Source organism: Streptomyces sp. PU-14G, from assembly GCF_041028275.1.
Lineage (GTDB): Bacteria > Actinomycetota > Actinomycetes > Streptomycetales > Streptomycetaceae > Streptomyces.
This window is the reverse complement of sequence record NZ_JASKYT010000008.1, coordinates 1-15737: the sequence shown is the minus strand read 5'-3', so window position 1 is coordinate 15737 and position 15737 is coordinate 1. Positions and strand designations below refer to the sequence as shown.

The following is a 15737-nucleotide window of genomic DNA, read 5'->3' as shown; positions in this document are numbered from 1 at the left end:
TCAGCTGTTACCGACCATAGAACGTCCGCCGTAAGGATCACAAGTGGAACTCAACTATTACTCGGATTTGGCCGTGCGGCTGGTCAACAGTGAGCAGCCGGAGCGCGGCGAGGACACCCTCACCTCCGTCGACGCGGTGCGTGAGCTCTTCGAGTCGAACAGCGCCATGTGGCGGCGCGCCACCGACGCCGACGTGGGCAGACTGCGCGCCGTCCGCACCCGGCTGCGCGCCGTCTTCGCCGCCGCCTCCGAGGGCGACGAAGTGCGCGCCGTCGACCTCCTCAACGCCCTGCTGATGGAGTTCCCGACGAGTCCGCAGATCTCCGGCCACGGCGACCTGGACAGCGAGGGGCGCCCTCGCTGGCACATGCACCTGGCCGAGCAGCCCGCGAACGCGACCGCCGCCTACGCGGCCACGGCCTGCATGGGGCTGGCCTTCCACCTCACCGATCTGGGTGTGGACCGACTGGGCATCTGTCAGGCCACCCCCTGCCGCAACGCCTACCTCGACACCTCCACCAACCGCTCCCGCCGCTACTGCTCGGACCGCTGCGCGACCCGCGCCAACGTGGCCGCCTACCGGGCGCGCAAGCGGCGCGAGAGCAGCCCGGAGAGCCCGCAGAGCCCGGAGAGCCCGGAGAACACGACCGGCGCTGCCGGAACGACCGGCACGACCGGCACGGCCGACGCGGCCGGCTAGTCCGGCACCGCCGGGGCATCTGCCCGCGCGACGGGCGGGCGCGGCCGCAGGGGGCCGGTCACCGGCCGTACCGCGGAGAAGAGCCAGCGCGCCACCGCCACGGGCGAGTGCGCCGCGCCGCGCGGAGGCCGCAGCCGTAGCCAGGCCCGTGCGATCACGAGGTCGTCCGGCACCGCGCCGAACTCGCGGCTGTCGTTCCGCACCAGCGGGTTGTCGCCCCTGACCCACCAGCCCCCCGAGCGCCGCTCGACCGCGCGCTTGACGATGAGCAGGTCGTGCTGGAAGGGGTGGCGGAGCACGACGACATCCCCGGGGCGCACGGGCGCACCGTAGGTGACCACCAGGTGGTCACCGGGCCGCAGCGTCGGACGCATCGAAGGGTTGTAGACCTCCGCGAGACCGATCCTCTTCAACGGCCCGCGCTGTGGCGTACCCTCCGGCATCTTCTCCGCCTCCGGTCGTCCCGGCCGCGCCACCGTGCCCGGCCCGATTACTCCAGCAGATCCAGTCTGCGACTGGACTTTTGTCCTAAGCCCGTGGGGGCACACGCGAAAAGGCTTCCCACACGGAGTAATCTCGCACGTGAGAAGACGATCACGAGGAAGGATGGCTTTTATGCTCTCCCGACTGTTCGCACCGAAGGTGCGGGTCAGCGCCCATTGTGACCTGCCGTGCGGCGTCTACGACCCCGCGCAGGCTCGGATCGAGGCCGAGTCCGTGAAGGCCATTCAGGAGAAGTACCAGGCCAACGACGACCCGCACTTCCGGGCCCGCGCCACCGTCATCAAGGAGGAGCGCGCGGAGCTGGCCAAGCACCACGTCTCGGTGCTGTGGAGCGACTACTTCAAGCCCCCGCACTTCGAGAAGTACCCGGAGCTCCACCAGCTGGTGAACGACACCCTCAAGGCGCTCAGCACGGCCAAGGGCTCCACCGACCCGGCCACCGGGCAGAAGGCGCTGGACTACATCGCCCAGATCGACAAGATCTTCTGGGAGACCAAGAAGGGCTGACCCCCTTCTGAGACATCCGGCCTGCGGTCTTCTACCGCAGTGTCCGACGATCCGCACCCGGTCCGCCGGACTCCCGCCACGGAGTCCGCGACGGACCGGGTGCGGTCGTTTTCCCCTGGCCACAGGCGCGCCCAGAGCCGCAGCGTGAGGACGGCGGGCGCGCGGCCGAGACGGCGAACCGAGCAGCTCACCGGCCCGGAGCACAGCTCAAGCCAGCAGCACCACCGCGGCAGCCGGACAGCCGGCCGGGGCGGGCAGGGCGAGCGAGACGGGCAGGACGGGCTTCGTGTCGACCATCTGCTGGCCCTGCGCCGAGGTACGCGGCACCGAGGCGTTCGCCGGGGCACAGTGGAGGCATGGACCGTGAGGACATCGACCCGCGTCACTTCGGTGACAAGTTGGCCTACAACAGGGCCGTGGTGATCGAGCAGCCGCAGCGCTGGCTCGCCGTCGCCGGACACGAAGCGCGGGACGACTCGGGAGGCATCGCCGCCGTGGGCGACATCCGCGGCCAGATCCGGGTGACGTTCCAGCGCCTGGGCGACACGCTGCACAAGGCCGGTTTCGCCCTCAGCGATCTCGTCCAGATCAGAATCTTCACCGTCGACATCGGCGCGGTGACTGCCAATTACGACGCCGTGCTCGACGTACTGGCCGAGGCGGATTGCCGTCCGACCAGCCTGCTGGCCGAGGTCAGGGCCCTGTCCGACCCGCGCATGCTCATCGAGATCGAAGGACTCGCCGCCCAGTAGGCCACGGAGGGCCGGGCCACAGGTGCCCCGGCCACCCGGACCCGCGAAGTCTCGCGGACGGTGGCCAGTTCGGCACTTGTCGGGGCACGGTCAAGGGTAGTTCGATGACCCGCAGCGAAATCCGCGCCTCACACGGGGGATGGGCCATGGTTTCCACCAAGCGCTTGGCGGCGACAGCACTGGTCACCGCGATATCGGCAGTGACACTGGCCGGTTGCGGAACCAAAGGAAAGATCATGGACTACGACGACGTGACTGTCTGGTCGTCCGCAGACCCCCGAGGCCGCAAACCGATCGGCACGCTGACCACGCTGTCGAAGGTGACCGTCAAGTGCGTCAAGCGCGGCCAAGTGGACGCGAACGGCATGGGTTACGGCGACACTTACAAGATCGACTTTGATGGTGGCGCGGGGTACATCGACACAAACACCTCGATCCTGACCGACGACGGTGAGCTGTCCCCCAACAACGTGGACGAGTGCTGACCCACGATCGCCGTCAGCGGTTGCCTTCGCAGTCCGCGAGGGGAGCAGACACGCTCGGGATCGCGGTGTCGTTGCCTGCCCAGGCCACGGAAGCCGAGGTCCGCGCGGTGAACCGGACGCATCAGCCCGCGGCACGCAACGTCGCAGGTCGCCGAGGTGGCCGAGGTGGCCGAGGTGGCCGAGGGCCGGAAGAGAAGACGGGCTGAACCGCCCTCTTCCCCACGGGGCCCGCCTGCCCGTGCGGCCCGCAGGCCGCACGGCCGCATGACCGCATCCGGCCGCCGCCTCGGGACGTGGCGGACCCCGCGCCCGCCCCCGCTCGGGGACGTGGTGGACGTAGTGCGGTCTGCGCGTGTCCCGGAAACAACTCCGGCCCATTTGGCCGAAGTCGCTCGGAACCCTGTCCTCAGAGAGGATGATGGGACTTCCGGCGGCGCGTCCGCCGGGCGCACCACGGGGGCTTGGACGGCGATTCCCCGCTGGTGCGGGGGCCCGCCGCCGCGCCTATCGGCGGCGGGCCCGAGCGGCCCGGGGCACCGCGCGATCCCCCCTCGCGCCCCGGGCCGTGCCGGTGGGGAGGCCGTCCGGGTCAGCGGCTCGGGTCGAAGGGCGGGCCGGCGAGCCGGTCCTCGACCAGGTCGCGGGCCACCTGATGGAGGGCCCGCCGACGGGAGCGGGCATAGGCGCGCAGCGTGCGGAACGCCTCTTCGGGGGTGCTGTGCCGCCGCTCGGCGAGCATCCCCTTGGCCTGCTCGATGACGATCCGGCTGCTGAGCGCCTGCTGGAGCTCGTCGGCGCGGCGCAGCGCCGCCTGGTGCGCCAGGCCGAGGGCGCACGCCTCGGCGAGCGAGCCGAGCGCCGCGTGGGTCGCCGCGTCGAGCGGTTCTTCGTCGCACAGGTGCACGACGAGCACACCCGCTGGTTCTGGAGGCTGGTCGGTCGCGCTGCGGTGGTCGGGCCCGCATCCGACGCCCTCACCCGGGAGGGGGACGGCGAGCACCGCTCGCATGCCCGCCTCGCGCGCCACGGGGCCGTAGCGCGGCCACCGTGCGGTGCCTGCGCCGTCCAGCAGCAGCCACGGGACCGGAGCCCCGGTGCGCAGTGTGTCGGTGGCGGGGCCCTCCCCCAGTTCGTGCTCCGCCTGCCGGAGTACGGCGGCGTGGGCACCGCTGTGGCCGTGGGGCGCCGTGCCGGATGCCGGGCCGAACGGCGGGCCGGATGGCAGGGCGAGTGCCGCGGCATCCGCGAGGAGCGCGGCGGTCTCGCCCCGTCGGCCGTCGCTCGCCAGTCGGTGGCCCGCGCGGACCGCCAGCCCGGCCGGCAGCGGGTGGCAACCGCCGGGCGCACTCTGACGCGCGGCATCCGGTCCGCCTGGCGAAGGGCGCTCGTACGCGGCGTCCGACGCGCCTTGCGGAAGGACCTCGTGCGCGGCGTCCGGCGCGCCTCGCGCGTGGCGCTCGTGCGCGGTGTCCGGTGGGGTGTCGGGTGGGCTGTCCTGCGTGTCCACGGCCGGGGCCCGTGGCGTGTCGGCGCCGGGCGTCCGTGCGCCGGCCAGCTCCAGCAGGGCGACCGCCAGCTCGCGTTCGCGCACGGCGGCGTCGGCGTACGGCCGCGGAGGGGGCGTCGGCGCACCCGGGACCGCCTCGTGCGCGGCCGTCGCGCTGGACCTCGGCACAGACATCCTCACTCCGGTCCTGTTCCGCTTCCTCGCGCCCGTCCGCTCCCGGCGCTTCTCGGCCTTCCGCACGGGCCGGGAGGGGAACAGCGCGCGAACGGCACGGCTCAGAACAGCGCGCCCCCGTTCGTGGCGCAAGCGTCATCGGGCCCCGATGTCGCTTGGTGGCTATCCGCTTCGCGATGTGGGCTGCGGGGGCCGACCGTACGGGCCTAGCATCGAAGTTCCGGCCCGCGGCCCGAGCGAGGAGGTACGGGTGTCATGCACGACCCGGTGCGCCGCGTCAGGCTCAAGACCGCCGATCCGCAGGAGGCGGAGCACTTCCTGCGGCAGGCCTACGTGGACCACACACCGCGGCTGTCGGGCGACCGGGAGCGGTTCCGCTTCAACGCCTCGCTCACCCAGGCGGGCGCGGTCGGCGTGGAGCGGATCGCGCAGTCCATGGTGCTGGACGCGGAGACGGAGCCGCACCGCTGCGTGTACGTCGTCCAGGTGCTCGGCGGCAGGCTCGAGATGGCGGCCGGGCGGGCCGAGCTGCGCTCGGGCCCCGGCGACCTGCAGCTGTGCGACCCGTACGCGCCGACGCGGGTGAAGTGGGACAACGTGCGGCTCGGCATTGTCCGCATCGGGCTGCGGGAGGTCGAGCAGATCGCGGCGGAGAGCGAGGGCACCGGTGCGGCGCGGGGCCGGTTCGCGCTGAGCCGCCCCGTCTCGCCCGAGCGGGCCCGCTACTGGCAGGCGGTCGTGCGCCACGTCCACCACGACGTGCTGGCCAACCCGGAGGCCGTGGGCAGCCCGCTGGTACTGGCCGAGGCGACGCGGCTGCTGGCGACGGCCGCGCTGGCGACCTTCCCGCGCAGCGCCGCGGAGCGGTCCAGGCTGCCGGCGCCGGGCCGTCCCGCGCCCGCCGCGCTGCGCCGCGCCATGGACTACATCGACGCCAACGCGGCGCGTCCCATCGGGGTGCAGGACATCGCGCGGGCGGCCGGCACCAGCCCCCGCGCCCTGCAGCACGCTTTCGCGCGGCACTGCGAGACGACTCCGACCGACTATCTGCGCGGGATCAGGCTGGAGGCCGCGCACCGGGAGCTGAGAGCGGCCGACCCGGACTCCGGCGTGACGGTCGCGGGGGTGGCCGCACGCTGGGGGTTCGCCAAGGCGGGCAGGTTCGCGGGCCGTTACCGTGCCAGATACGGGGTCGCCCCCAGCCAGACCCTGCGCACATGAGCCGCACCCCGCGACGCGACGGGCCGAAGGAGAACGTCATGCCGCCCGAGTACGCCCGCACCGCCGCGCGGGAGTTCTCGACCACCGATCCGGAACGCGCACACGCCTTCCTGCGGCGCGCCTACGTCGAGAACGCCATGTACATCAAGGGCAGCCGGGACGGCTTCCGGATGAGACACACCTACGAGGAGGCGGGCCCGCTGTCGGTGGCCGTGCTGCAGCACACCATGGCTGTCGAACACGTCTCGCAACCGCTGGGACGCCTGCTGCTGGCGCGGGTGCTGGACGGGCACATCGAGCGACGCACCGGTGGTGAGACGGTGCGCGCCACGCGGGGTGACATCTTCCTCGTGGCGCGGCCCGAGGCGCCCTACACGGTCGCCTGGGAGAACGTCAGCCTCCAGTTGGTCAGCCTCGACCCGGCCGTGCTGGCGAGCGTCGCGGGCGGCGCCGCGGGCCCCGAGGCGCCCGGCGCTCCCGGCGCCGCCGCTCCCGGCGCCGCCGCTCCCGGCACCGACGCTCCCGGCACCGACGCTCCTGGCGCCGCGGGCGTGCGGTTCACCGGGTGCGGGCCCCTGTCGCCCGACGCGGCGCGCTACTGCTCGGGCGTGCTCGACCTGGTGACCGCGCAGGTGCTGCCCGGTGCCCGGTCCGCCTTCGAGCCGTTCGTGCTCGACAGCGCGGCACGGTCCCTGGGTGCCGCGCTGCTGACGACGTTCCCCAACACCGCGGTGACCCGCGACGCCGCGCCGGGCGCGGCCACCGACCCGACGGGTTCCGAGGCGGTCGTCCGGCGTGCCGTCGCCTTCATGGAGGCGCACGCGCACGAACCCCTCGGCCTCACGGAAGTGGCCCGGCAGGCCCGCACGACGCCCCGCACCCTCCAGCGCGCCTTCCGCACCCGGCTGGACACCAGCCCGAGCGCTCACCTGCGCCGCCTGCGGCTGGAGCGCGCCTATCAGGAGCTGACCGCGGCCGACCCGGCGCGCGGTGAGACCGTGACGGCCGTCGCCCACCGGTGGGGTTTCGGCCACCCCGGCCGCTTCGCCGCGGCATGCCGCGCGGCCTACGGACGTTCGCCTCGGGAGGTGCTGCACGCCTGAGTGCCCGCGGTCCCGCCCCGGCCCGCCCGCCTCCGCCACACGGGAGGCCACGGGCCCGGTGCGTCACCGCGGAGGMGTCAGGTCCACGGCGGGCGGGGCGAGGCGGGCGAAGGCGTCCTGACGCTGGGCCAGCCAGTGCGGGTACGGGGCGTGCCGAGCGCTCGCGCCGTCCAGTCTGGCGACCTGCTCGGGGGTGAGGCGCCAGCCCACGGCGCCCAGGTTCTGGCGCAGTTGTTCCTCGTCGCGGGCGCCGAGCACGACGCTGGCCACGGTGGGGCGGCGCAGCAGCCAGTTGAGCGCGACCTGGGCGACCGTGCGGCCGGTCTCCTCGGCGACCTCGTCGAGCGCGTCCACCACCCGGAAGAGCGCCTCGTCCTCGACCGGTGGTCCGAACCGGGCGGTCTCGTGCAGCCTGCTGCGCTCCGGCAGGGGTGCGCCCCGCCGGATCCTGCCCGTCAGCCGGCCCCAGCCCAGCGGGCTCCAGGCCATCCCCGCCACGCCCTGGTCGAGGCCCAGCGGCATCAGCTCGTACTCGTAGTCGCGGCCGATGAGCGAGTAGTAGACCTGGTGGGAGACGTAGCGCGGGTAGCCGTGCAGGTCGGCGACGGCGAGGGACTTCATCAGCTGCCAACCGGGGAAGTTGGAGGCCCCCACGTACCGGACCTTCCCCGAGCGGACCAGCTGGTCCAGGGTGGCGAGCACCTCGGCCACCGGCGTGCCCGCGTCGAAGGCGTGCAGCTGGAGCAGGTCGATGTGGTCGGTGCCCAGCCGCCGCAGCGCTTCGTCCACCCCGCGCAGCAGCCTGGAGCGTCCGCTGCCCCTTTCGCCGGGGCCCTCCCCCAGCGCGCCACCGATCTTGGTGGAGATCAGCACCCGGTCCCTGCGGCCCTTCACCGCGGCGCCCAGCACCTCCTCGCTGGCGCCCGCCGAGTAGGCGTCGGCGGTGTCGAACATGGTCACGCCGTGGTCCAGGCAGATGTCCACCAGGCGGCGAGCCTCGTCGGCACCGGTGGTGCCCATGGCCCCGAAGAGGGGGCCGCTCGCCCCGAAGGAGCCGGTGCCCAGTGTCAGTTCGGGCACGTGCAGCCCGGAAGCCCCCAGCCGTCGGTACTCCACAGGTCTCTCCCTCGCTCCGCCATGATCGCCCAGTTGTCCGGGCAACCGTCCTCCACCCGGCCCCAGTTGGGCAAGACTCCCGGAAAACCGCTGGTCCGCGCGGGGCGGGGCTGACAGGCTGCACGGCCATGAGCCTCGATCCCAGCCCGTCCGGCCCCCACTCCGGTGCGGCACCCGGCCCCGACGCGCCCTCCAGTCCCGACGCCGTCGGCCGCGTCGTCATCAGCACGCTCGCGGAGCGCCCCGAACTGACCGGGCGGCTGTACGAGATGGACGAGGACTGGCCCGAGTTCGTCGGAAACGACCCGGCCGCCAGCACACTCCTGACCTGGGTCCCCGAACTCTTCCCCGCCTCCTGCGTGGTGGCCACCGCGGGCGACCGCGTCATCGCCCGCGGTTTCAGCGTGCCGTTCGCCGCCGACGTGGACGGCAGGGAGGAGACGCCCGACGGCGGCTGGAGCCGCGTCCTGCGCTGGGCCTTCACCGACCGGTGGACGGGACGCCCCGTGACCGCGGCGAGCGCCCTGGAGATCACCATCGACACCGGCCACCTCGGCCGGGGGCTCTCCTACCGGATGCTGGCCGCGCTCCGGCAGACGGCCGCCCGGCAGGGCCTCCCGGCACTGCTGGCTCCGGTACGGCCGACCGCCAAGCACCTCCGGCCGCGCCTGCCCATGGCCGCGTACGTCCGGGAGCGGCGCGCCGACGGGCTGCCGACCGACCCGTGGCTGCGCGTCCACGTCCGGGCGGGCGGCACCGTGGAGTCGGTGGCGTCCGCCTCCATGACGGTGAGCGCCTCACTCGCCCGCTGGCGGGAGTGGACCGGGCTGCCCTTCGACCGGGACGGCGACGTCGAGGTCCCCGGCGCCCTGGTGCCCGTCCACTGCGACCTCGCCCACGACCACGCGGTCTACGTCGAACCCAACGTGTGGGTGCGCCACACCCTGTAGGTCAGCCCCCGCCGGGTTCCGGGCGGACAGGCCCGGGCGGCGGGGCGGGCGCGCCCGCGGGTCGGTCCGTGGCGTGGCGCAGCCGCCACAGCACCGTCGTCTCCGCCGCGCGGGCCGCGTGCAAGGGTGCTGCCGGGTCGGTCGCGCGGGCGTGCTCGGGCCGGGCCTCCAGCCGTCCCGCGACCCGGAGCCCGGCGTCCGTGATCCACTCCAGCAGCTGCTCGCGAGGGCGCAGCCCGAGGTGTTCGGCCAGGTCGGAGAGGATCAGCCAGCCCTCACCCCCCGGGGCGAGCCGCCCGCCGAGACCGGTGAGGAAACCGCGCAGCATGCGGCTGTCGGGGTCGTAGACCGCCTGCTCCAGCACGGAGGTGGGTTTGGCGGGCAGCCACGGCGGGTTGCACACGACGAGGTCCGCGCACCCCGCCCGGTCCGGCGGGAAGAGGTCGGCGCGCACGACCTCCACCGTCTCGCCGGCGCCCAGCCGCGCCACGTTCTCCCGCGCGCAGGCCAGCGCCTGTTCGCCCACGTCCGTGGCCGTCACCCGGCCGACACCGCGCCGGGCCAGCACGGCGGCGAGGACGCCCGTACCCGTCCCGACGTCGAACGCGGTGAGACCGCCCGGGTCGTCGCCCCGCGGCGCCACGCTCCCGCGGACGCCGGTCTGCGGCCCGGATCCGGCGCCCCCGGCGCGGGGCAGCGGGGCACGGGCGACCAGGTCGACGTACTCGCCGCGGACCGGTGAGAAGACGCCGTGACGCGGGTGGATCCGCGCGCCGCCCAGCGCCTCGATCGGCACCCCCTTGCGCCGCCACTCGTGCGCCCCGAGCACGCCCTGGAGTTCGCGGAGCGACACCAGTGTCAGCTCTCCGGCGGGGCCGGGCGCAGGGCCGTACGCCTCGACGCACGCCTCCCCCACCCGCGGTGCCCGGCGCAGCGGCACGGCCCAGGACCCGTCGGCTGCCGTCTCCAAGGGGACCAGCAGCATGCCCAGGACGCGGGCGCGGCGGCTGCGGGCCTGGCGGTAGAGGTGGAAGCTCTCGCGGGGCGTGGCCCCCTGTTTGGGCGGCTTGCGATCCACCCGGCGGCCGAGCGCGGCCAGCAGCTGGCGGGCGCCGTGGTAATCGCCGCGCCACAGCAGCGCGGTGCCCTCGCACACGAGTTTGTAGGCGAGGTCGGCAGCCATCCGGTCGTCGGCCGCGGCCACCCGGCGCGGCGCCCGGGCCCCGCTTCCGGAGCGCCACGCGGCCGTGCGCCACGCCCCGTCCTCGTCCCAGCCGACGGCCTCGGCGCCGCAGCCGACAGCCTCGGCGCCGCAGCCGACGGCCTCGGTCCGGCTTTCCGCGCCGGCCTCGCTTCGTGCGTTCACCGGGCAAACCCTAGCCGCGCCCACCGACAGCCCCGGCGCTGCGCCCACCGACAGTCCCGCCCCGCGCCGTCCTTGCCGGCGACGCCGGGGAGGCCGCCGGGCAGTCACGCGATCGTGTGAAATGCCGCCCCGGCACCCGGCGCCTCGTCCGACGCCTCGGGGAACCCGCCGATCACGGCATACGTTGAGCGGGATACCGGACGCACCGGACCGGCACGCCGCACACCACGGAGGCACGACCATGGCAGGCTTTCTCGACCGCGCCAAGGAGCAGGCCCAGCGGGGGCTCGCGCAGGGCAAGGAGAAGATGGAAGAGGTCCAGGCCCAGCGCACGGGCAACGACCTGCTGCGCCGTCTCGGAGCGGCTTACTACGCGGAGCAGCGCGGCACGGGCTCGGCCCAGGAGGTCCAGCAGGCCCTCGCCGCCGTCCAGGAGCACATCGCGCAGAACGGCGACGGCTTCCTCAAGAGCTGACGCCCGCGGGGCCCGGGTCCCGCGCCAGGACGGCGCCAGGTCGGCCCGCCCGGCGGCTCACCCGAAGCGCACGCGGTAGAGCATCAGCAGTGCGGCCGCCGTGTTCGCCGCGGGCACCTCGCCCGCGGCGATCAGTTCGGGTACCTCCTTGAGCGGGACCCACTCCCGCTTCTCGGACTCGAAGTCGTCCTCGGGCGGGCCGAGGTACTCGGCGCCGGACGACCAGTAGATGTGGTGCCGGGCGTCGGTCAGCCCGTTGGACGGTTCGACGGTCATCAGGTGGCGCAGCGTCCCGGGGCGCCAGCCCGTCTCCTCCACCATCTCGCGGGCGGCGGCCTGCACGAGGTCCTCGCCGTCCTCGACGACGCCCGCCGCCAGTTCCCACCCCCAACTGTCCGTGATGAAGCGGTGCCGCCACAGCAGCAGCACCTCGTTGCGCTCGTTGACGGCGGTGGCCATGGCGACGGGGCGCAGTCGGATCAGGTAGTGATCCAGGTGGCGCCCGTCGGGCAGTTCGACATCCGCCAGATTCACCCGAAGCCACTGGTTCTCGTACACAGTGTGTTCACCCAGGTTCTTCCATCGCACGTGACGTGCCCCCTTCCCGACGGAGGTTGGGCACATCCCAGCATGGCGCGCGCTCCCACTGACAGGGGCGCTCGGCGCGCCCGGTCTCAGAACGGCACGCTCAGCGAGTCCTCGATGAGCTTCGCGGCCTCGGCCGCCGAGGTCCCGGGGTGCTGTGCCAGGCGCTTCCTGACCCTGCGCATGCGCCCGCGCAGGCGCTGCGACTCGATGCCCTGCGCGGTGTCCACCATCTGGGCCGCGGTGGCTGCCGCGCGCTCCGGCTCCCCGGCGTGCAGGGCCACGTCGGTGAGGGTGGCGAGCCGGTTGACTCGGCCGCGGGCGTGCGCGGGCGCACGCGCGGCCTCCTGGGCGTAGCCGGCGGCGGCGGACAGCTCTCCCAGGAGGAGCAGCGCCTCGGCCAGCCGCACCTCGACCAGGCCCGGTTGGACGTAGCCGGTCTCCTCGGGTTCCTCCGCGGGCCGGATGCGCTGGGAGTAGGTCTCGGCACTGCGCATGCAGGTGTGGGCGCCGCGCCGGTCGCCGAGGCGTGCGTAGGCGCCGGCCTGCATCGCGTACAGATCCGTGGCGAGCGCGGGGCTGATGCGCGGGCCCAGAGAGCGCAGTACGGCCTCGGCGCAGGCGAGGGCGTGCCGGGTGTCGGAGAGGAAGAGGGCCTGGTTGACCAGGAGGGCGACGACGTAGCCGCCGAAGAGCCGGTCGCCCGAGGCCTTGCCCAGCCGCAGCGCCTGGTGGAAGTAGCGCTGTGCCAGGCCCTGCGCGTCGGCGTCGTAGGCGCAGATGCCGCTGATGGCGGCGAGCGATCCGGCGGCCCGGTAGAGCCGTCGCCCTGTCGCGTCGTCATAGCTGCCGCGCAGGAGGGGTGCGACCTCGCCGTTGAGGAAGCCGACGACGCGTGACCTGGTGGCGACGCCCCCGGCGTTGCGGTACAGGTGCTCGTAGTGGCCGCGGGCGGCGTGCAGCACGGTGACGTCCTCGCCGGTGACCTCCGGGCCGCCGGTGGTGCGGGAGACGTCGAGGTCGTCGGGCGGGTTCTCCCATTCCCACACCGGTGCGACGGCCGCGGCTCCGGTCAGCAGGGAGGGCCCTGGCCAGTCGCCGTGTACCTGGTCGGAGCGCCATAGGGAGGCGGCGCGTTCCACGAACCGGCCGAGTCCGGGCGTTTCGGGTCCTGCCGGGGCGCCGAGGGCGCGTCCTGCCGCGGCGACGTCCATTCCGATGTCACTGAGGGTGAGGGTTCTGCCGAGTTGGCGGCCGAGAACCTCGCAGATCAACTCGGGGACCCTGCCGCGTGGCCGCTGCCCCTTGAGCCAGCGCGCGACAGCCGTGTGATCGTAACGCAGGGTGATACCCGCGTGGTTGCCTAATCGGTTGACTCTCACCGCGAGTCCGGCCCGCGACATCCCTGACTGGGCAAGGAGTGCGTCCAGTTGACTGTTGGGCTCCATACCGCCCTCCGTCGTCCAACGTGTTGTTTCGCAGAGTAACGGACTTGCTTTCACACGGGGTGTGAAAGCAGCACGCGGCCGTGCGTCCCGCACATGCTCCCCACGCCGCGAGCGGTGCGCTTACCTGAAGACGTCCGCGTGCATGACAGCACAGACAGCACACGGAGAGCTACGGAAAAGCATCGTCGGATTCCGGAAATGAGGCAGAACGATGAACGACCCCATCCGGCTCGTCCTCGGGAGGGGCCATGTGTCCCTCTGACCCCGCACGTGTCACGGTGCATCCAGGACCCCGGTCCCGCGACCGCGCTCCCAACGGGGCGCTGCGCGCCCTGCTGGAGGAGACCGAGTGGACACAGGCGGCGTTCGCGCGTGCGCTGGCTCGTCTCGGCGCCGAGGTCGGCATCCACCTTCGGTACGACAGGACTTCAGTCGCCCACTGGCTGCGCGGCAGCCGCCCCGACCCACGGGTGCAGCACCTGATGGCGGAGGCGCTCTCCCGTCGCCTGGGACGCCGCGTCACCGTCGGGGAACTCGGCATGCGGCCCGGTGCCGCCGGCGCGCGGGGCGGGCGCACGGCAGGGGGAGCGCGCGCGGGCGGCGGTGCGGACGGCGACGACGAGGCGTCCGCACCCTCCGGGGCGGCCTGCCGGCCTCCCGCCACCGGGAACTCGGCGGCGCCCGCACACGCCTTCGCGCCCAGCGGCGCCGGTGACGCCGGGCATCCGGACAGCGCCAGAGCGCACCCCGTGGACGTCCGCCTCTTCGGCCTCGCCAGGCCCTCCCACCTCGCCGACCAACTCACCGCGCTGACGGCACCTGTGGTGCCGCCGCCCCGCGCGGACAGCCCTCCCCCCGCGCCGTACACACTGCGGCTGCTGACCGAAACGGTGCGCTCGCCCTCGCCCCGGCACGGCGAGGTGCCCGAGGACGCCCCGGGGGCGCCCGTTCCCGCCCCGCTGCCCGGCGCACGCAACACCTGCACCGCACGCGGCTCCCGCGCCACGAGCCGCACCGGGCCGGGCGAGGTGGCCTCCGTCCACGAGCACGCCAGGTTCTTCGCCCGCCAGGCCGACCGGCACGGCGGCGGCCACATCAGGACCTCACTGGCCGCGTTCCTCTCCGGACTGGTGAGCACGCTGCGCACCGGGGAAGAAGGGGTCCACCAGCGGGGCATGCAGGCGGGCGCGGCGCGGCTCAGCTTCCTGCTGGCCCGCGTCTACGCCGACGAGCAGCGGCACGGACTGGCCCAACGCGCCTTCCTCACCGCGGCCGAGCTCGCCGAGGAGGCCGCCGACCCGGACGGCGTCGCGCTGGCCCGGCGCGCCCTCAGCTCCCAGGCGCACCAGTTGGGCCACCCCCGCATCAGCCTCGCGCTCGCCGAAGCGGCGCTCGCGGCGGCGCCTGCCGACGCCGACCCGGCGACGCGTGCGTTCCTGTACGCGGGGCTGGCCGTCGCCGGCGCGGCCGACGGCGACCGGCGCCGGGCGCTGGAGGCGATGGGACGGGCGGAACGCCAGCTCGCCCGCGCCCCCGCCGACCTGACGACCGGACTGGAGAGCCCCAGCGGCGAACCGGTGGGCACGTACCGACACGCGGCGCTGCTCTACCAGTCCAGCCAGATGCGGGCCGCGCTGGGCGACCGCGACGGCGCGATCCGGGACCTGCGCGCCTCGCTGCGCGCCCGCCCCGCGGACGAGCTGCGCTCCCGCGCCCTGTGCCAGGCGGAGCTGGCCGAGCTGCTGCTGTCGCGAGGCCGCCTGGAGGAGGCCTGCACCGCCTGGAGCAGCTTCCTGGCGGAGTCGGCGCAGGTCAGCTCGGGCCGGGTGCGGGCCGCGCGGGCGCGTATCCCCGGGCTGCTGCGTCCGTACGGGCGCGATGCCGGGGTGCGCGCGCTCCTCGCACAGGCGAGCCCACCGACCGGTACCGGATGCTCGGGCTAGAAGCGGCCCGATACGGGGTATGAGCCCGAGGGACACAGTCGGCGCCGCGGTGCCCGGCACCGCACCGGCGCACGGCGGCACCACCCGTGACGTGAGAGAGCAGACGGGGGCGAGATGGCCACACCCCTCACCGCAGCCGCTTTCGTCCAGGCCCTCGAAAAGGAGGGCGTGACGGTCGAAGAGGTACGCGACTGGCGCAACCACAACCGCAACCGGCAGGGGCCGTGGGGCCCGGTGCACGGCATCATGATCCACCACACCGTCACCAGCGGTGCCGACGAGACGGTCGATCTGATCTACGACGGACGGCCGCAGCTGCCAGGGCCCCTCGCCCACGGCTGCGTCACCAAGGACGGCACCGTCCATCTGACCGGCCACGGCCGGGCCAACCACGCGGGCTCCGGCGATGACGACGTGCTCCGCGCCGTCATCGCCGAGCGGGCGACCCCCGCGCCGAACCAGCAGAACACCGACGGGAACCGGTACTTCTACGGTTTCGAGTGCGAGAACCTCGGCGACGGCAAGGACCCCTGGCCGGACGAGCAGCTGGACGCCATCGCGCGCGCGGCGGCGGCCCTGTGCCGCCACCACGGCTGGGGCGCCCGCTCGGTCATCGGCCACCTGGAGTGGACGGACCAGAAGGTCGATCCGCGCGGTTTCACCATGGACGAGCTGCGGGAGCGGATCGCCGCTCGGCTCAGGTGAGGCGCGCCGCCGGGCGGGCGGACGCGGGTTCCCCGGCCGGGCAGGCGGACGCGGGTTCCCCCGCCGGGCGGGCGGACGCGGGTTCCCCCGCCGGGCAGGCGGACGCGGGTTCCCCCGCCGGGCGGGCGGACGCGGGTTCCCCCGCCGGGCAGGCGGACGCGGGTTCCCCCGCCAGGCAGGCGGACGCGGGTTCCCC

General features: G+C 74.1%; 16 protein-coding genes and 1 pseudogene. 11 read left to right on the top strand and 6 right to left on the bottom strand.

Annotated features, from left to right (window positions below; translation table 11 throughout):
* Positions 1 to 43: 43 nt before the first annotated feature.
* On the top strand, positions 44 to 700 hold the full coding sequence (locus AB8Z75_RS02065; protein WP_369199587.1) for an ABATE domain-containing protein: 657 nt from the start codon (positions 44 to 46) through the stop codon (positions 698 to 700).
* Here the strand turns inward: AB8Z75_RS02065 and sodX are convergent.
* Positions 697 to 1143: a nickel-type superoxide dismutase maturation protease gene (gene sodX, locus AB8Z75_RS02060; protein WP_369199586.1), complete on the bottom strand. Its 447-nt coding sequence runs from the start codon at positions 1141 to 1143 to the stop codon at positions 697 to 699. The genes AB8Z75_RS02065 and sodX overlap by 4 nt on opposite strands.
* A gap of 172 nt (positions 1144 to 1315) precedes the next feature.
* On the opposite strand from sodX, the gene sodN reads away from it, so the two are divergent.
* The 3 genes from sodN (at position 1316) to AB8Z75_RS02045 (ending at position 2948) form a co-directional block, all read left to right on the top strand.
* Positions 1316 to 1711: a superoxide dismutase, Ni gene (gene sodN, locus AB8Z75_RS02055; RefSeq protein WP_114023847.1), complete on the top strand. Its 396-nt coding sequence runs from the start codon at positions 1316 to 1318 to the stop codon at positions 1709 to 1711.
* A gap of 356 nt (positions 1712 to 2067) precedes the next feature.
* Positions 2068 to 2463, top strand: a complete 396-nt coding sequence (locus AB8Z75_RS02050; RefSeq protein WP_369199585.1) for a Rid family hydrolase — start codon at positions 2068 to 2070, stop codon at positions 2461 to 2463.
* Between the two features lie 104 nt (positions 2464 to 2567).
* Positions 2568 to 2948 carry a hypothetical protein gene (locus AB8Z75_RS02045; RefSeq protein ID WP_369199584.1) on the top strand — a complete coding sequence of 127 codons (381 nt, stop codon included), beginning with the start codon at positions 2568 to 2570 and terminating at the stop codon, positions 2946 to 2948.
* 589 nt (positions 2949 to 3537) lie between these two features.
* Here AB8Z75_RS02045 and AB8Z75_RS02040 read toward each other — a convergent pair.
* Positions 3538 to 4629, bottom strand: a complete 1092-nt coding sequence (locus AB8Z75_RS02040) for an ANTAR domain-containing protein (RefSeq protein ID WP_369199583.1) — start codon at positions 4627 to 4629, stop codon at positions 3538 to 3540.
* Between the two features lie 255 nt (positions 4630 to 4884).
* On the opposite strand from AB8Z75_RS02040, the gene AB8Z75_RS02035 reads away from it, so the two are divergent.
* Together AB8Z75_RS02035 and AB8Z75_RS02030 are read left to right on the top strand one after the other, a co-directional pair.
* Positions 4885 to 5850, top strand: a complete 966-nt coding sequence (locus AB8Z75_RS02035) for an AraC family transcriptional regulator (protein ID WP_369199582.1) — start codon at positions 4885 to 4887, stop codon at positions 5848 to 5850.
* Complete coding sequence (locus AB8Z75_RS02030; protein ID WP_369199581.1) at positions 5847 to 6953, top strand: helix-turn-helix transcriptional regulator; 1107 nt, start codon at positions 5847 to 5849, stop codon at positions 6951 to 6953. Before AB8Z75_RS02035 ends, AB8Z75_RS02030 begins: the two co-directional genes overlap by 4 nt.
* Positions 6954 to 7016: 63 nt before the next feature.
* Here the strand turns inward: AB8Z75_RS02030 and AB8Z75_RS02025 are convergent, their stop codons facing one another.
* Positions 7017 to 8069: an aldo/keto reductase gene (locus AB8Z75_RS02025; protein ID WP_369199580.1), complete on the bottom strand. Its 1053-nt coding sequence runs from the start codon at positions 8067 to 8069 to the stop codon at positions 7017 to 7019.
* Between the two features lie 269 nt (positions 8070 to 8338).
* Between AB8Z75_RS02025 and AB8Z75_RS02020 the strand changes: the two genes are divergently transcribed.
* Positions 8339 to 9019, top strand: a complete 681-nt coding sequence (locus AB8Z75_RS02020; protein WP_369199628.1) for an N-acetyltransferase — start codon at positions 8339 to 8341, stop codon at positions 9017 to 9019.
* A 1-nt stretch (position 9020) separates the two neighbouring features.
* Here AB8Z75_RS02020 and AB8Z75_RS02015 read toward each other — a convergent pair whose 3' ends face one another.
* Entirely contained in the window at positions 9021 to 10385 is a 1365-nt protein-coding gene (locus tag AB8Z75_RS02015; RefSeq protein ID WP_369199579.1) for a methyltransferase, read from the bottom strand.
* A 241-nt stretch (positions 10386 to 10626) separates the two neighbouring features.
* On the opposite strand from AB8Z75_RS02015, the gene AB8Z75_RS02010 reads away from it, so the two are divergent.
* Complete coding sequence (locus AB8Z75_RS02010; RefSeq protein ID WP_369199578.1) at positions 10627 to 10860, top strand: hypothetical protein; 234 nt, start codon at positions 10627 to 10629, stop codon at positions 10858 to 10860.
* Positions 10861 to 10917: 57 nt separating this feature from the next.
* Here AB8Z75_RS02010 and AB8Z75_RS02005 read toward each other — a convergent pair whose 3' ends face one another.
* Together AB8Z75_RS02005 and AB8Z75_RS02000 are read right to left on the bottom strand one after the other, a co-directional pair.
* A complete protein-coding gene (locus AB8Z75_RS02005; protein WP_369199577.1) occupies positions 10918 to 11448 on the bottom strand; it encodes an NUDIX hydrolase in 531 nt (176 codons plus the stop codon).
* A gap of 86 nt (positions 11449 to 11534) precedes the next feature.
* The gene (locus tag AB8Z75_RS02000) at positions 11535 to 12893 is read right to left on the bottom strand and encodes a transcriptional regulator (protein ID WP_369199576.1); all 1359 of its coding nucleotides are present in this window, start codon (positions 12891 to 12893) and stop codon (positions 11535 to 11537) included.
* A gap of 278 nt (positions 12894 to 13171) precedes the next feature.
* Between AB8Z75_RS02000 and AB8Z75_RS01995 the strand changes: the two genes are divergently transcribed.
* From AB8Z75_RS01995 to AB8Z75_RS01985, 3 genes and pseudogenes are all read left to right on the top strand, one after another.
* Positions 13172 to 14836 (top strand): tol-pal system YbgF family protein, encoded by a 1665-nt coding sequence (locus AB8Z75_RS01995; RefSeq protein ID WP_369199575.1) that lies wholly within the window; start codon positions 13172 to 13174, stop codon positions 14834 to 14836.
* Between the two features lie 114 nt (positions 14837 to 14950).
* Positions 14951 to 15541: an N-acetylmuramoyl-L-alanine amidase gene (locus tag AB8Z75_RS01990; RefSeq protein WP_369199574.1), complete on the top strand. Its 591-nt coding sequence runs from the start codon at positions 14951 to 14953 to the stop codon at positions 15539 to 15541.
* Positions 15538 to 15737: pseudogene (locus AB8Z75_RS01985) on the top strand (alkanal monooxygenase); the annotation flags it as partial. The gene AB8Z75_RS01990 and the pseudogene AB8Z75_RS01985, both read left to right, overlap by 4 nt.

Excerpts from the sequence above, each read along its gene's own strand:
- AB8Z75_RS01990 (WP_369199574.1), top strand. The coding sequence starts at position 14,951 with ATGGCCACACCCCTCACCGCAGCCGCTTTCGTCCAGGCCCTCGAAAAG.
- sodN (WP_114023847.1), top strand. The coding sequence starts at position 1,316 with ATGCTCTCCCGACTGTTCGCACCGAAGGTGCGGGTCAGCGCCCATTGT.
- AB8Z75_RS02030 (WP_369199581.1), top strand. The coding sequence starts at position 5,847 with ATGAGCCGCACCCCGCGACGCGACGGGCCGAAGGAGAACGTCATGCCG.
- AB8Z75_RS02050 (WP_369199585.1), top strand. The coding sequence starts at position 2,068 with ATGGACCGTGAGGACATCGACCCGCGTCACTTCGGTGACAAGTTGGCC.
- AB8Z75_RS02035 (WP_369199582.1), top strand. The coding sequence starts at position 4,885 with ATGCACGACCCGGTGCGCCGCGTCAGGCTCAAGACCGCCGATCCGCAG.
- AB8Z75_RS02045 (WP_369199584.1), top strand. The coding sequence starts at position 2,568 with ATGACCCGCAGCGAAATCCGCGCCTCACACGGGGGATGGGCCATGGTT.
- AB8Z75_RS02000 (WP_369199576.1), bottom strand. The coding sequence starts at position 12,893 with ATGGAGCCCAACAGTCAACTGGACGCACTCCTTGCCCAGTCAGGGATG.
- AB8Z75_RS02040 (WP_369199583.1), bottom strand. The coding sequence starts at position 4,629 with ATGTCTGTGCCGAGGTCCAGCGCGACGGCCGCGCACGAGGCGGTCCCG.
- AB8Z75_RS02010 (WP_369199578.1), top strand. The coding sequence starts at position 10,627 with ATGGCAGGCTTTCTCGACCGCGCCAAGGAGCAGGCCCAGCGGGGGCTC.
- sodX (WP_369199586.1), bottom strand. The coding sequence starts at position 1,143 with ATGCCGGAGGGTACGCCACAGCGCGGGCCGTTGAAGAGGATCGGTCTC.
- AB8Z75_RS02020 (WP_369199628.1), top strand. The coding sequence starts at position 8,339 with ATGGACGAGGACTGGCCCGAGTTCGTCGGAAACGACCCGGCCGCCAGC.